This window comes from Microcella sp. (assembly GCF_019739195.1).
In the GTDB taxonomy this organism is placed as follows: Bacteria; Actinomycetota; Actinomycetes; order Actinomycetales; family Microbacteriaceae; genus Microcella.
This window is the reverse complement of record NZ_JAHHDS010000003.1, coordinates 2,382,329-2,395,763: the sequence shown is the minus strand read 5'-3', so window position 1 is coordinate 2,395,763 and position 13,435 is coordinate 2,382,329. Positions and strand designations below refer to the sequence as shown.

Annotated in this window: 14 protein-coding genes; 3 read left to right on the top strand and 11 right to left on the bottom strand. The window is 67.6% G+C overall.

Annotated elements, in window-relative coordinates:
* Positions 1 to 13: 13 nt before the first annotated feature.
* Both KL788_RS13270 and KL788_RS13265 read left to right on the top strand, forming a co-directional pair.
* Complete coding sequence (locus KL788_RS13270; RefSeq protein ID WP_293172669.1) at positions 14 to 1,672, top strand: hypothetical protein; 1,659 nt, start codon at positions 14 to 16, stop codon at positions 1,670 to 1,672.
* Positions 1,673 to 1,703: 31 nt separating this feature from the next.
* Positions 1,704 to 2,765, top strand: coding sequence for an AI-2E family transporter (locus KL788_RS13265; protein ID WP_293172666.1), 1,062 nt, complete (start codon positions 1,704 to 1,706; stop codon positions 2,763 to 2,765).
* Between the two features lie 46 nt (positions 2,766 to 2,811).
* Here the strand turns inward: KL788_RS13265 and KL788_RS13260 are convergent, their stop codons facing one another.
* From KL788_RS13260 to rpsB, 11 genes are all read right to left on the bottom strand, one after another.
* Complete coding sequence (locus KL788_RS13260; RefSeq protein WP_293172663.1) at positions 2,812 to 3,525, bottom strand: alpha/beta hydrolase; 714 nt, start codon at positions 3,523 to 3,525, stop codon at positions 2,812 to 2,814.
* Positions 3,522 to 3,833, bottom strand: a complete 312-nt coding sequence (locus KL788_RS13255; RefSeq protein WP_293172660.1) for a hypothetical protein — start codon at positions 3,831 to 3,833, stop codon at positions 3,522 to 3,524. Before KL788_RS13255 ends, KL788_RS13260 begins: the two co-directional genes overlap by 4 nt.
* Before the next feature lie 12 nt (positions 3,834 to 3,845).
* Positions 3,846 to 4,499, bottom strand: a complete 654-nt coding sequence (locus KL788_RS13250) for a transglycosylase SLT domain-containing protein (protein WP_293172657.1) — start codon at positions 4,497 to 4,499, stop codon at positions 3,846 to 3,848.
* Positions 4,500 to 4,533: 34 nt separating this feature from the next.
* Positions 4,534 to 5,088: a DivIVA domain-containing protein gene (locus KL788_RS13245; protein WP_293172654.1), complete on the bottom strand. Its 555-nt coding sequence runs from the start codon at positions 5,086 to 5,088 to the stop codon at positions 4,534 to 4,536.
* Positions 5,089 to 5,155: 67 nt separating this feature from the next.
* The gene (locus tag KL788_RS13240; protein WP_293172651.1) at positions 5,156 to 6,193 is read right to left on the bottom strand and encodes a phosphatidate cytidylyltransferase; all 1,038 of its coding nucleotides are present in this window, start codon (positions 6,191 to 6,193) and stop codon (positions 5,156 to 5,158) included.
* Complete coding sequence (gene frr / locus KL788_RS13235) at positions 6,194 to 6,748, bottom strand: ribosome recycling factor (RefSeq protein WP_293172648.1); 555 nt, start codon at positions 6,746 to 6,748, stop codon at positions 6,194 to 6,196.
* Between the two features lie 100 nt (positions 6,749 to 6,848).
* Positions 6,849 to 8,711, bottom strand: coding sequence for a choice-of-anchor Q domain-containing protein (locus KL788_RS13230; RefSeq protein WP_293172645.1), 1,863 nt, complete (start codon positions 8,709 to 8,711; stop codon positions 6,849 to 6,851).
* Between the two features lie 157 nt (positions 8,712 to 8,868).
* Complete coding sequence (locus KL788_RS13225) at positions 8,869 to 9,768, bottom strand: EamA family transporter (RefSeq protein WP_293172643.1); 900 nt, start codon at positions 9,766 to 9,768, stop codon at positions 8,869 to 8,871.
* Between the two features lie 44 nt (positions 9,769 to 9,812).
* Complete coding sequence (gene pyrH, locus KL788_RS13220; protein WP_293172640.1) at positions 9,813 to 10,523, bottom strand: UMP kinase; 711 nt, start codon at positions 10,521 to 10,523, stop codon at positions 9,813 to 9,815.
* Between the two features lie 107 nt (positions 10,524 to 10,630).
* Complete coding sequence (tsf, locus tag KL788_RS13215; RefSeq protein WP_293172637.1) at positions 10,631 to 11,458, bottom strand: translation elongation factor Ts; 828 nt, start codon at positions 11,456 to 11,458, stop codon at positions 10,631 to 10,633.
* 11 nt (positions 11,459 to 11,469) lie between these two features.
* Entirely contained in the window at positions 11,470 to 12,609 is a 1,140-nt protein-coding gene (gene rpsB / locus KL788_RS13210; protein ID WP_293172634.1) for a 30S ribosomal protein S2, read from the bottom strand.
* 277 nt (positions 12,610 to 12,886) lie between these two features.
* Here rpsB and KL788_RS13205 point away from each other — a divergent pair, with 277 nt between their 5' ends.
* Positions 12,887 to 13,435: a murein hydrolase activator EnvC family protein gene (locus KL788_RS13205; RefSeq protein WP_293172631.1), complete on the top strand. Its 549-nt coding sequence runs from the start codon at positions 12,887 to 12,889 to the stop codon at positions 13,433 to 13,435.

Genomic DNA, 13,435 nt, shown 5'->3' with positions numbered 1-13,435 from the left:
CCCGGAGAAGAACGTGGCAGACACCGAGTACGACTTCGGCTCAGAAATGCGCGGATACAAGCGCGAAGAGGTCGACCGCGCACTGCAGGAGATTCGCCGAGAACTCATCAAGGCGAACTCCGACCGCGCCGATGCGGCGAAAGAAGTAGGACGGCTGCAAGCAGTCATCGACGACCTGCAGGCAGAACTCGACGAAGTCGGACGACCCACCTACAGCGGCCTCGGCACCAAGCTCGAGCAGACCCTGCGCATCGCCGAAGAGCAGTCGACACGACTCATCAGCCAGGCCGACATCGACGCCGAGAAGCTGCGCGCCGCCGCGCAGTCAGAAGCCCAACGTCTGCAGGCCGAGACGGCCGAGCGCACCGAGCGCATGGTCGCCGAGGCCGCCGAGCGGTCGGCCCAGCTGACCGATTCCGCCGTGCGCGATGCCGAACAGGCCGTGGCCCGGGCGCGCGCCGAGGCCGACGCCCTCATCGATGAGGCGACGCGCGAAGCGGCCGCCATCCGCGGCGCTGTCGCCACCGAAGCCGCCGAGGCACGGGCAACCGCCAAGCGCGAGGCGGCAGCGCTGCGCGCCGAGACCGAACGCGAGCTCGCCGAGCTGCGCGTCGTGACCGACCGCGAGGTGGCCGAAGCGCGCGAGGCAGCCGGAGCGCTCGCTCGAGAGACCGAGCAGGCGCGCGTCACGTTCGAGAGCGACGACACCACACGGCGCGCTCAGCTCGACGACGACGTGCGTCACGCCCGCGCAGCCCTCGCCGCCGAGCTCGAGCAGAAGCGCGAAGCCGTCGAGTCAGACCTCGCTCGGCGCGAGCAAGAGTGGTCGGCCGAAGAAGAGCGTCGCCGTGCCGAGCTCGAGCACCTCGAGACGCGTTCGCGCGAAGCCCTCGAGAAAGAGATCACCGCTGCGCGGGCATCGCTCGCCCACGAGCTCGACGCCGCCCGCATCGCCCTCGAGCACGAGGTCGAGAGCACGCGTACTGCTCTCGCCGAAGAGCTCGATGGTGTGCGCCGCACCACTGAAGCACAGCAGGCGACGCAGCGCGCAGAGCTCGAGCGCGAGATCGCTGAGGCTCGAGCAGCCCACGAGACCGCCGTCGCGCAGCAACGTGCTGCCCTCGAGCGCGACGCTGCGACGCAGCGACGCACTCTCGCCGACGAGGCAGCGCGTGTTGCCGCGCAGCTACAGCATGACCGCGACGAGCACCGTGCACGGCTCGCCCGCGACGCCGAGCAGGCCCGCGTCGACCTCGACGTCGAGCTCACCGCGCGCCGCGACGAGGCCGAGCGCGAGTACCTCACGCGGCAGCAAGACGCTGTCGCCCAGACCCAGCGCTACCTCGACGAGGCAACCGCGCAACTCACGGCGGCCCAGGAACGGGCCGCGACAGCGCGCGCGGAGGCCGAGCAGCTGTTGCGCAGTGCGAACGACGAGGCTCAGGCCGCCCGATCGGCGGCCGATGCGACCGCCCGATCGGTGCTCGAGAACGCCGAGACCCGAGCAGCCGAACTGCGGCGCTCGGCCGAAGAGCGGTCGGCTGCTCTCATGGCCGATGCCGAAGAGCGGCTCGAGCGGCTGCGCGTCGAGCGCGACGCCGTGGCGGGCTATTTCGAGGGCCTGCAAGGGGTACTGTCACAGGCGGAGACGCTGACCAAGCGCGAGGTGTGATCCCTCCTCGCGACGCGCAAGAAGGGCAATCGTGAAGATTCAGAACGCGTTCAGGCTCGGGCTCTTCGGAGGCCTGGGCGTGCTCATCGCCGTGCTCATCGGCGGCGCCTTCGCCTCGCTCGCGACGATTCTCACCTACATCGGTGCGGCGATCTTCATCGCGCTCGGTCTCGACCCGCTCGTCACCTGGCTCGAGAGCCGCAAGTGGCCCCGATGGGCCGCGATCCTCACCGTGCTCGTCGGGGTGCTCGGGCTCTTCGTGGGTCTCGTGTTCGCGATCATCCCCGTCGTGATCGAGCAGTCAACCAAGCTCGTCAATCAGATCACCGAGTACGTCACGAACATCGAGTCGCTCGACCAGTTCTTCGAGCAGATTCAAGCGGTCATCCCGATCGAGATCATCGATGTGCGGCTCGCCGCGCAAGAAGCCCTCGCCTACCTGACGAACCCCGACAATCTGGCACAGATCGGCGGCGGTGTCTTCTCGGTGGGCGTCTCGATCGCCACAGGCATCTTCGGCGCCCTCATCATCTTGATTCTCACCCTGTACTTCACGGCATCGATCGGGAACATCAAGCGCGCCCTCTACCGTCTCGTGCCGAAGTCGCGTCGAGAGAAGTTCATCGACATCGCCGAGCAGGTGGCGCACGCCGTCGGCCGCTACGTCGTCGGCCAGGTCTCGCTCGCCCTCATCAACGGAGTGCTGAGCTTCATCTTCTTGAGCGCGATCGGCGCCGCCTACCCCGCACTGTTCGCCTTCATCGCCTTCTTGTTCTCGCTCGTGCCGCTCGTCGGAACCCTCACCGGCTCGATCATCATCGTGCTCACGCAGCTGCTCGTGAACCCCGAGTCGATGCTCACCGTGATCGTCGCGGGCGTCTACTACCTCGTCTACATGCAGGTCGAGGCCTACCTGCTGAGCCCGAACATCATGAACCGCGCCGTCAAGGTGCCCGGCGTCGTCGTCGTCATCGCGGCGCTCATCGGCGGCACCCTGCTGGGCATTCTCGGCGCGCTCATCGCGATTCCTGTCGCGGCCTCGATCCTCATCGTCATCGATCAGGTTCTCGTGCCGAAGCAGGAGGAGAAGTAGACGGGCACTGTGCCGCCCGCGAGGGCGACGACGACGAGAGCAGCCCCTATGGCCACTCGGTCGGCAACGGCAGCACCGCCGGATTGAGCCGCTCGACGATCTCGGTCAGCACGCGATAGGTCTGGTTCTCACCCACCCACAAGTGCTTGCCGCCCTCGACAGCCACGAGCTCGCACTCCGGCACAACGGAGAACCGCTCGGCAGCCTCGGCCGGGCGCAGGTAGTCGTCGAGCTCAGGAATGACCGCCACCAGCCGCTTGCCACTGCCTGCCCACTGCGCCAGCTCGCTCTGCTCGGTGCGGTGCAGCGGCGGCGAGAGCAGCAGGGCGCCGACGACCGGATGCTCGAGCCCGTGCTTGAGCGCGACCTCGGTGCCGAACGACCAGCCGAGCAGCCAGGGGTCGGGCAGCTTGTGATCGGCGACGAACGCCATGGCCGCATCGAGGTCGAATCGCTCGTCGTCGCCGTGGCCGAACTCGCCCTCGCTCGTGCCGCGCGGCGAGCTCACCCCGCGGAAGTTGAAGCGCAGCACGGCGATGTCGGCCATCGCCGGAAGTCGTGCGGCTGCCTTACGCAGAATGTGCGAGTCCATGAACCCGCCCGCCGTCGGCAGGGGGTGCAGGCAGACGAGCGTCGCGACGGGGTCGTGCGACTCGGGCAACGCGAGCTCGCCGACCAGGGTGAGCCCGTCAGCGGTACGCAGCTCGATCTCGCGGCGCACCGCGGGCAGTAGGGTCGCGGCTCGCACGAGCTCGGTCACGGTTCCATCCTCCAGCAGTAGCTGTGCCAGTGCCGCCGGGCGGAGAGCTCGGCGTCGTCGCTCATGGGGCCGTCGGCGCGCCAGGCGACGATGTGGGCCTGGCCGATCGGCACCTCCGCGCGGCACCCGGGGCAGCTGTAGACCTTCACCGAGGCGGCGGCTGAGACCGACTGCACCGAGAAGGCTCCGGCTCGCTTGATCTCGGTGCGCTTCAGACCCGTGCGTAGCCGTTCGAGGTCGAGTGCATCGTCTGCGGCGTGTGCGCGGTCAGGCGTGCGCCGCGAACGCGGCCGATTGCTGCGAGGCATGGATGCTCTCGCCTAGTACCAGCCGACGCGCTGGCTGTGCGCCCACGCGCCACAGGGCGTGCCGTACCGGCCGCTGATGTAGTTGAGGCCCCAGGTGATCTGCGTCGCGGGGTTCGTCGCCCAGTCTGCGCCGGCGCTCGCCATCTTGCTGCCGGGCAACGACTGCGGAATGCCGTAGGCGCCAGAGCTCTTGTTGTGCGCGTAGACGTTCCACCCCGACTCTTTCGCCCAGAGGGCGTAGAGGCAGTTGTACTCAGACGTGCTCCAGCCGCGAGCGGCGACCATCTGTGCGGCAATGGCCTGCGCGGTACCGGGATCGGGCGTGCCGACGGCGGGAGCGACACCGTAGGTGACGACTTGCGAGGTCTTCCAGGTCACGCGTTCGACGCTGCTGACGTAGTCGTCGGTGGCGATGATGACCTGCGGCTCGTGGTCGGGTGCAGGCGCCGTCGTGATCGCCGTCGTCGCCGTCGACGAGGTCGGGTCGATGATGGTCGCCATGACGAGCGCCAGACTCGCGAGCGAGGCGAAGACGGGCAACGACCACGGCGCACGCACGTGCCGCTCAGTCGCGACGGGTCGCCGAACAGCGCCCCCCGCGCCAGCGACGATCGAATCGTCGCTTACTGCAGTGGAGCGCGTCGTCGCCGTTTGCCACCGTTCCACAGTCCGAGAAGTCTACCCGAGCCCGTGGCGGGGCTCAGCGAACGGCCAGCATCAGGTCGACGACGGTGTCGAGCAACAGATCGACCTGCGCCTCGTGGTAGCCGCGAAACTTCGATCGAAAGGCGATCGTGCGCACGGTCTCGACCGGCAGCGACCTGCTCTGCTCGAAGTACGCCGAGATGCGGCTCGCGAAGGCGTCGACGTCTTTCGGGTGGTAGCCGCGCGTGAACGGGCTCACGCGCCTGAAGCGCTTGCCCTCGCCGCGCGCGAGACGGTCGATGATCTCTTGAGCCGTCGCGCGGATTCCGGCGTAGTAGGCCTCCGAGCCCTGCTGCGCGATCGCGTGCTCGCGTTCTCGCGCGGCGAAGGCCTCGTCGAGGCGCTCGAGCGCAGCATCCACGTGCCGGGCCGAATAGCCTTTCGAGCGCACGACCCGAAACGCCGTGCGTCTGATCTCACCGCTGCTGACGACGTCGTCGTGGCCGGGCGGCAGCGAATACGAGGCACGCGCGCGCTCGAGGAACGCATCGACCTCGGCAGTGTCATAGCCGGGAGACCCTTTGCGGGCGAGAGGAAAGGTCGACGTCACCGCCCTATTCTGCCCCAGGGCGGCGCATCGCGACGCCAATCCTTGCTCAGCCTCGCGGTGAGCAAACTCAGCCCGCGACGATGCTGAAGATCAGGTATGCCACGACGGTCGAGGGCAGCATCGAGTCGAGCCGGTCGAGAAACCCGCCGTGGCCCGGCAACCAGGTCGAGATGTCTTTGATGCCCAGGTCGCGCTTGATGAGCGACTCGGTGAGGTCGCCGAGGGTGGCTGCCCCGACAAGCGCCACGGCGAGGATGAGCCCCACCCACCAGGTCGTGCCGATCATGAAGATCGCGAGCAGCACTCCGGCGACCGTCGCCGCGACGACCGAGCCCGCGAAGCCCTCCCAGGTCTTCTTGGGGCTGATCTTCGGCGCCATCGGGTGCTTGCCGAAGAGCACCCCGGCGGCATAGGCACCCGTGTCGATCGCGATGACGATGATGAGGTAGGCCAGCACCCACCACTCGCCGCCCGGCTGGGCGCTCATGACGACCGCGAAGCCGGCGAGCAGCGGCACGTAGGCGAGCACGAACACGCCCGCGGCGAGGTCGGTCGGCAACGACACGCCCTCGGCCCGCATGGCAGGCCGTACGGTCTCGACGGTGCGCCACAGGCTGATGACGACGACGCCCGCGACGAAGGCCCACCAGAGGCCCGCGGCGCCGCCGTAGAAGGCCGCAGGCACCATCGCGACCGCCGCGACGACGAGCGGGATGCGCGGAATGTCGCGCCCGGCGAACCGCAGCGCGCTCGCGAGCTCGTAGACGGTGAATGCGACCAGTGCGGCCGCGAACAGCATGAAGACCTCTTTGACCACGATGAGGCTGAACAGCAGGGCGAACCCGAGCACGAGGCCGAAGAAGATGGCTTTGGGCAGGTTGCGACCGGCGCGCGCCTCGATGCGAGCATCCATCTCGCGCGCCTTCACCTCGAGATCGTGCACCTTCGACTCGATGTCGTGGAAGGCAGCTTCGACCTCTTCGCGGGCGGTGCCGGTGCGACGGCGCCGGAAGAAGCCCGAGCGTGCGGGCGCGGCGTCGACGTCGTCGACTGAGACGGTGTCGTCAGCGACGGCGTCGGCGGTGGGTTCGACTGGCTCGGCCATCTAGACCTCGAGCAGCTCGGCTTCCTTCTTCTTGAACGCGTCTTCAGCGGCGTCGGTAGCGCGCTTCGTGATCGCCTCGAGCTCTTTCTCGGCGCGCGCGACCTCGTCGTCGCCGACCTCGCTCTTGAGGGCGTCAAGGTCATCCTTGGCCTTGCGTCGCACGTTGCGAATCGCGATCTTGCAGTCTTCGGCCTTCTGCTTCACGATCTTGACGTACTCTTTGCGACGGTCTTCGGTCAGCTCGGGCATCGTCACGCGAATGATCTCGCCGTCGTTGTTGGGGCTCGCACCGAGGTTCGGAAAGTTCACGATCGCCCGCTCGATCTCTTTCAGCGCGCTCTTGTCGTAGGGCGTGATGAGAATCGTGCGGGCCTCGGGGTTCTGCAGACTCGCAAGCTGAGCGAGGGGCGTCGGCGTGCCGTAATACTCGACGAGGATCTTCTGGAACAGCTGCGGGTTGGCCCGCCCCGTGCGCACGGTCGCGAAGTCTTCTTTCGCGACCTCGACGGCCTTGGTCATCTTCTCGGTGGCTTCAGCCAGAACGTCGGCGATCACTTACGGCTCCTTCGGTGGGTCGCCCCCGAGTCTAGTGGGCCAGGTTCAGGGAGCGAGGGCGGCGCGAGCGCGCGGTCGAGCTGCAGAGCGGTGTGACAGCTCAGTGCGTGCGTCGGCGAGCGGGACGGGCCACGACGGCGGCTGTACCTAGCAGCAGCAACAGCACTCCCCCCACCAATGGGATCACCACAGAGAACTCGGCTCCGGTTGCGGCCAGCTCCGGGGTCGCCTCCACCGCACCGACGTCGATGCGCCCGCCGATCACCCGCGGGAAACCGGTGAAGCGCTGATCGAAGGTCGGCGGCGTACCACCCGGAAGCCCGCTGTCGATCGCCGGGCTGCCCGCGAGCGGCAGACGGGTGAGCGTGGGTCCACCATTGTTCTGAAGTGGGCCGAGCTTCGTGTCGGCTACCGAGAACTGGTTGCCACCCAGATCGTTCACATTGGCCGGAACCAGGGGCGACGTCATGATCGAGTACCAGACATCGGCCGGATCGCCGGCATCGACCACGAGAGCGGGGTCGAACCCGCCATCGAGGATGCTGCTGACGACCTCACTGGTGCCTGCGTTGCTGTCGATGAAGATCATGCCGTAGACCGTCGAATAGTGCACTCGGAGCTGACCCCCGCTCTCGGTCGCCGCATACACCGCGAAGTCAACGAGCTCGCGCTCGTCGAGGGTGCTGTTGATCACAGTGACCTCGCCGGCGATCGAGGGGATGGCCAGCGAAGCTCCGACGTCTCCGGCAAAGTTACCGAAGAACGCGGAGGAGTCGATCGTGACCGAGCCGTCTGACTCGACCTCGTCGACATAGATGGCGCCGCCGTCATCATCGGTCTCATTACCGTCGAAGGTGGTGCGCTCGATCGTCAGCGACCCGTCGGTTCCGAACTGACGGATCGCACCCCCGACGCCGCTCGACGTGTTCTCTCGGAACGTCGAGTCGGTGATCAGTACCTCGTTGCCCCCGTCGATCAGAAGACCGCCTGCGTCCAGTGCAGCGTTGAACGTGAACTGCACGGAGTCGAGGGAGACGGGCTGCAGGCTTTGCGCCACGTACAGGCCACCGCCCTCGTTGGCGGTCACCGTGTTGCGGGAGAACAGCGTGTCGGTCACCGTGAGGGAGGTGACGGAGAAGACGACCAGCCCACCGCCAGCGTTGTACGAGGTGTTCTCCTGGAAAGTGACGTCACCAACCGTCAAGTGGGTCGCAAACAAGACGAAAACTGCTCCGCCGGCGCCGCCGAAACCCGCCACATTCGACAAGAACTCGCTTCCCGAGATGTTCACGAACGCCGTGGGGCTGTTGATGTAGATCGCGCCCCCATCGGTGGTCGACGCATTGGCGGTGAAGAGACTGTCAGTGACGAAGATCGCGGTGCCGACATTCGTGGCAGAGATCGCACCGCCCGGCCCCGCGCCCGAGTTGTCAGCAAACTCAGAATCGGTGATGTTGAGCACACCGGTCATGCCGTCCACAATCACGGCGGGCCCGCCGATCGCACTCGTCACCATGTCTTCGATGGTGACGTCGTCGAGTGTCACGCTGCGCGGAGTGGCGACGTTGTCATTGATGACGACTCCGCTGCCGGTCTTGACGAGGTCGCCCGAAATCGTCAAGCCAGAGATCGTCAGGTCTTGGTCAGCCGCAGTGGGCTGGAACGCGAAGAAGTCGGAGGTGGGGTTGCCGCCCGAGCGCTCGATCGAGAGGTTCGCCGACCCCAGACCATCGATCACGAGACCTTCTGTGATCAGCAGAACCGAGTCGATGACGAGGGTGCCCCCCGAGAGGCCGGGCGCGAAGGCAATGGTGTCGACTCCTGCGCTGCCGTTGGCCGAGACGATGGCCTCGCGCAGAGTGACGCCCGCGCCGTCGTCAGTGAGGCTGTCGACGGTGAAGGTGGCGGCGTAGGCAGGCGCAGCGACAACGACCGCACCAGTGCCGCCAAACACCAGGCTCATGGCGGCCGCGAGTGCAACACGGCGGCGAGACGATGGTGCTGGTGGCATGCTGACTCTCCGGGTGCTTGAGTCACCGCTAAGGCGACAGCCGTTCAACTAGCCAGATAGTAGTGGACGGTGGGCATCCTGGATATAGTGCGCGGCACGCAGAGTGTTGTCAGCTGAGAGCCAGTAGCGCGATGCCGACGAGCACGACCACGCTGCCGAGAAGGCGGCGAACCGGGTGCGGCTCTCGGAAGAGCATCCACCCCGCCAGCGCGATGAGCACGACGCTCACCTCGCGTGCCGGTGCCACGATCGCGACGGGAGCCAGCTGGTAGGCGTAGAGCACGGCGATGTACGCGAGTGGCGAGAGCACTCCGACGAGCAATGCCGCGACGGGATGCGCCCGCACGGTCTCGGCCGCGATCGCTGGCGTACGCAGGGCGATGGCGCCGAGCACGAGCAGCTGCACCACCATGCTGGCCCAGTAGTACCCGACCGGATCGAGGTCGGCGAGTGTCACCGCAGCGGCATCCCAGAGCGTGTACGCCGCGATCACGACGCCGACGAGCGCTCCGTAGCGGATGCCCCGCGCGCGTCGGGCGGAAGCTGCCCGCTGCGCCGTGCCGTCACTGGTTGAGTCGTCGGTGCGCTGCTGCCGGGCGCCCGCGAGCCCGATGACCACCACCCCTGCGACGACGAGCAGCGCCCCCGCGAGCGCCACGGGGCCGGGCCGCTCGGCGAGCAGCACGATCGCGGCGATGACGCTCAACACGGGCCCGACTCCGCGCGCGACGGGGTAGACGACCCCGACATCGGCCAGACGGTAGCCGCGCTGCAGCAGCAAGAAGTAGGCGAGCTGCAGAGCGGCGCTGCCGATGATGAGCGCAAGCCATGCGGGTGCCGCGGGCGGTGCCGCCACGAGCGAGGCGATGCCGAATGGCGCGAAGGCTACGACGCCGATCATCAGCGTTGCGGCGATGAAGGGGGTGCCGCTCGTGCCAGCGCGCTTCATCGCGATGTTCCACGTCGCGTGCGCGATCGCGGCAGCGCCGATGAGCAGTGCGGCGATCACAAGGCGCGTCTCAACCGGTGCGCCGTCTCAGCCCGCCGCACCGGTCAGTTCGAGACGCGTGTGCCGATGTGCTCGCCGCGGATGGCCTTGGCGATGTTGCCGCTCGGCTCCATGCCGAACACGACCATCGGCATGCTGTTATCCATGCACAGCGAGAACGCGGTGGAATCGACCACCTTGAGCCCCTTGACCAGGGCTTCTTGATACGTGATCGTGTCGAGCTTTCGGGCGTCGGGGTTGTGCCGAGGGTCATCGCTGTAGACGCCGTCGACGCCGTTCTTCGCGACGAGCACCTCGAGGGCCCCGATCTCAAGCGCACGCTGCGCTGCAACGGTATCGGTCGAGAAGTAGGGCAGCCCTGCGCCGGCGCCGAAGATGACGACGCGGCCCTTCTCGAGGTGCCGCTCGGCGCGCAGCGGAATGTACGGTTCGGCGACCTGCGTCATCTGGATGGCCGATTGCACCCGTACACCTGCGCCGGCCTGTTCGAGGAAGTCTTGCAGCGCGAGTGCATTCATCACGGTGCCGAGCATGCCCATGTAGTCGGCGCGGCCGCGGTCCATGCCGCGCTGGCTGAGCTCGGCGCCGCGGAAGAAGTTGCCGCCGCCGACGACGATCGCGACCTCGACGTCTTTCGCGGCCTCGGCGATCTCGCGAGCGATCTCGCTGACGATGTCGGGGTTGACGCCGAGCGAACCACCCCCGAAGGCTTCACCCGAGAGCTTGAGCAGTACCCGACGCTTCTTCTCGACCACAACGTGCTCCTTCTCTCGTACGGCGACTCCAGCGTATTGCGTGGCGGCCGCCTCGACGACGAAAGCCCCGGGCCTGATGCAGACCCGGGGCTCTCGTGATGATGCGGCTAGGCGCCGACCTTGAAGCGGGCGAAGCCCGTCACGGTGAGGCCGGCATCTTTGAGCACGTTCGCGACCGTGAGCTTGTTGTCACGTGCGTAGTCCTGCTCGAGCAGGGCGACCTGCTTGAAGAACGCGCCCACACGACCTTCGACGATCTTCGGCAGGGCAGCCTCGGGCTTGCCCTCGTTGCGCGAGATCTCTTCGACGATGCGACGTTCGTTCTCGACCGTCTCGGCCGGAACCTCGTCGCGCGTCAAGAACTGCGGGTCGGCGAACGAGATGTGCTGCGCGATGCTGCGCGCCGTCTCAGCGTCAGAACCCTCGTAGGCCACGACCACACCGACCTGCGGAGGCAGGTCTTTGTTCGTGCGGTGCAGGTAGACGGCGAACTGCGAGCCGTCGATGCGCGCCACGCGGCGCAGCTCGAACTTCTCGCCGATGATCGCGGCTTCGGCGTCGATCGCCTCGGCGACCGTCGACCCGTCGAGCGGCGCGGCCAGAGCGGCCTCGACCGTCGCCGCGCCGGAAGCCACGACAGCGGCCAGCACGCGCTCGCCGAGGGCGACGAACTTGTCGCCCTTGGCCACGAAGTCGGTCTCGCAGGCGAGCTCGATCATCGTTGCGGCGTCGCTGCCCTCGTGCGCGGCGATGAGGCCCTCGCTCGTTGAGCGGTCGGCACGCTTCGCGTTGCCCTTCGCACCCTTGAGTCGCAGAATCTCGGTGGCCTTCTCGAGGTCACCCTCCGCCTCGACAAGCGCGTTCTTGGTGTCGACCATGCCCGTACCGAGACGGTCGCGCAGGGTCTTGATGTCTTCCAGGCTGACGTTCGCCATAGAGGGGTTCCTTACTCGGTCTCGGCAGCCGGGGCGTCAGCCTCGGCGGCGGTCTTCGTGGCGGCGGGCTTCTTCGCCGCCGGCTTCTTGGCCGCGGGAGCCTTCGCAGGCTCGTCGCCAGCGTCAGCGGCGTCCTTCTTGGGGGCAGCCTTCTTGGCGGGAGCTTTCTTCGCGGCGGGCGCCTTCTCGTCAGCGCTCGCCTCGGCCTCGATCTTCTCCTCGACGGCGGCCTTCGACTCCGGAGCGTGCTCGGGCTCGGCGTCGGTGGTCGGCTCGGTTGCGGCGACCTCGGCGTCAGCGTCGTTCTCTTCGACCGTCGCGCCCACACCCTCGGTCTGACCGGCCGGCGTCTCCGCCGACTCGGTCTTTGCCTCGGCCTCGGCCTGACCCTGCTCGAGCAGCTCGCGCTCCCACTCGGCGAGGGGCTCGACGGCAGAGACGTTGCCCTCTGCTTCGGGCTTCTGGTGCTTCTGGATAAGACCCTCGGCAGCAGCATCCGCGATGATGCGCGTCAACAGCGCGACCGAGCGGATCGCGTCGTCGTTGCCCGGAATCGGGTACGCGAGCTCGTCGGGGTCGGCGTTCGTGTCGAGGATTCCGATGACGGGAATGCCGAGCTTGCGGGCCTCGTCGATGGCGAGGTGCTCGCGCTTGGGGTCGACGACCCACATGGCGCTCGGGGTCTTCGTGAGGTTGCGGATTCCGCCGAGCGACTTGTGCAGCTTCGTCAGCTCGCGCTTCTTGATCAGCAGCTCTTTCTTGGTGAAGCCCTGCGTCGTGTCGTCGAAGTCGATCTCTTCGAGTTCTTTCATGCGCTGCAGTCGCTTCGACACCGTCTGGAAGTTGGTCAGCAGACCACCGAGCCAGCGCTGGTTGACGTAGGGCTGGCCGACGCGCGTGGCCTGCTCGGCGATCGACTCTTGCGCCTGCTTCTTGGTGCCGACGAAGAGAATGGTGCCGCCGTGGGCGACCGTCTCTTTGGCGAAGTCGTAGGCCTTGTCGATGTAGGCGAGCGACTGCTGCAGGTCGATGATGTGAATGCCGCTGCGCTCGGTGAGGATGAAGCGCTTGACTTTCGGGTTCCACCGGCGGGTCTGGTGCCCGAAGTGCACGCCGCTGTCGAGCAGCTGGCGAATAGTGACGACGGCCATGGCCGTACTCCTTTGTTCTCAGTTGTCGCCCCGCCCGACGGGAGGGGCCCTGGTGCCCGGCGCTGGCCCCGACCCGCTCGACTGCCGATTGCTCGGGAGACATGCGGGACTGACGGGGATATGCGCCACGAATGTGGACACGCGAAGTCAGCCGTGACGCGCACGACTGCGTCGGCCAGCATATCACCGCTCCTTCACTGCGCGGTCGCGCGGGCTGCGTCTCCCCCGTCTGACGCATTCGCGATCGGGATGCTGCGCCCTCGTCGATGCTGGAGCGATGCTGCTGCCCTCTCGAGTCGCCCTGGTCGCCCTGCTTGTGCTCGGTGGCGGAGGCAGCGCCGCACCGCTCCCGTCGGCGACCACCGCGGCGGCGGGCTGGGTCTGGCCGGTCGAGGGTCAGCGTCACGTCGTGCGCCCCTTTCTCGCGCCGCCGACCCCCTACGGCGTCGGGCACCGCGGGGTCGACCTCGCGGCGAGTGGCGCGGGGGTCGAGGTTCGCGCCGTGACGAGCGGCGTCGTGCACTTCGCCGGGGTCGTCGTCGATCGACCCGTCATCACGGTGCGGCACGGGCAGCTGCTCGCGACCGTCGAGCCGGTCGAGCCGCTCGTCGCGGCGGGCGATGTCGTGCAGGCCGGTGAGGTCATCGGCGTGCTGCTGCCGGGCCACTGCGCCCACCCGTGCGTGCATCTGGGCGTGCGCATCGCGGGCGAATACGTCTCGCCGCTCCTGTGGCTCGGGGGGCTGCAGCGCGCCGTGCTCCTGCCCATGGGCGTCTCTGCAGGCGGTGCGTACCGCGGCCCGCCACCGCATGTTGAGGTGTTCTGA

What these genes read in the sequence shown, in the direction of transcription:
- KL788_RS13255 (WP_293172660.1), bottom strand. Translation starts at nt 3,833, where the DNA reads ATGCCTCGCAGCAATCGGCCGCGTTCGCGGCGCACGCCTGACCGCGCA.
- KL788_RS13240 (WP_293172651.1), bottom strand. Translation starts at nt 6,193, where the DNA reads ATGGCCGAGCCAGTCGAACCCACCGCCGACGCCGTCGCTGACGACACC.
- KL788_RS13230 (WP_293172645.1), bottom strand. Translation starts at nt 8,711, where the DNA reads ATGAGCCTGGTGTTTGGCGGCACTGGTGCGGTCGTTGTCGCTGCGCCT.
- tsf (WP_293172637.1), bottom strand. Translation starts at nt 11,458, where the DNA reads ATGGCGAACGTCAGCCTGGAAGACATCAAGACCCTGCGCGACCGTCTC.
- rpsB (WP_293172634.1), bottom strand. Translation starts at nt 12,609, where the DNA reads ATGGCCGTCGTCACTATTCGCCAGCTGCTCGACAGCGGCGTGCACTTC.
- KL788_RS13205 (WP_293172631.1), top strand. Translation starts at nt 12,887, where the DNA reads ATGCTGCTGCCCTCTCGAGTCGCCCTGGTCGCCCTGCTTGTGCTCGGT.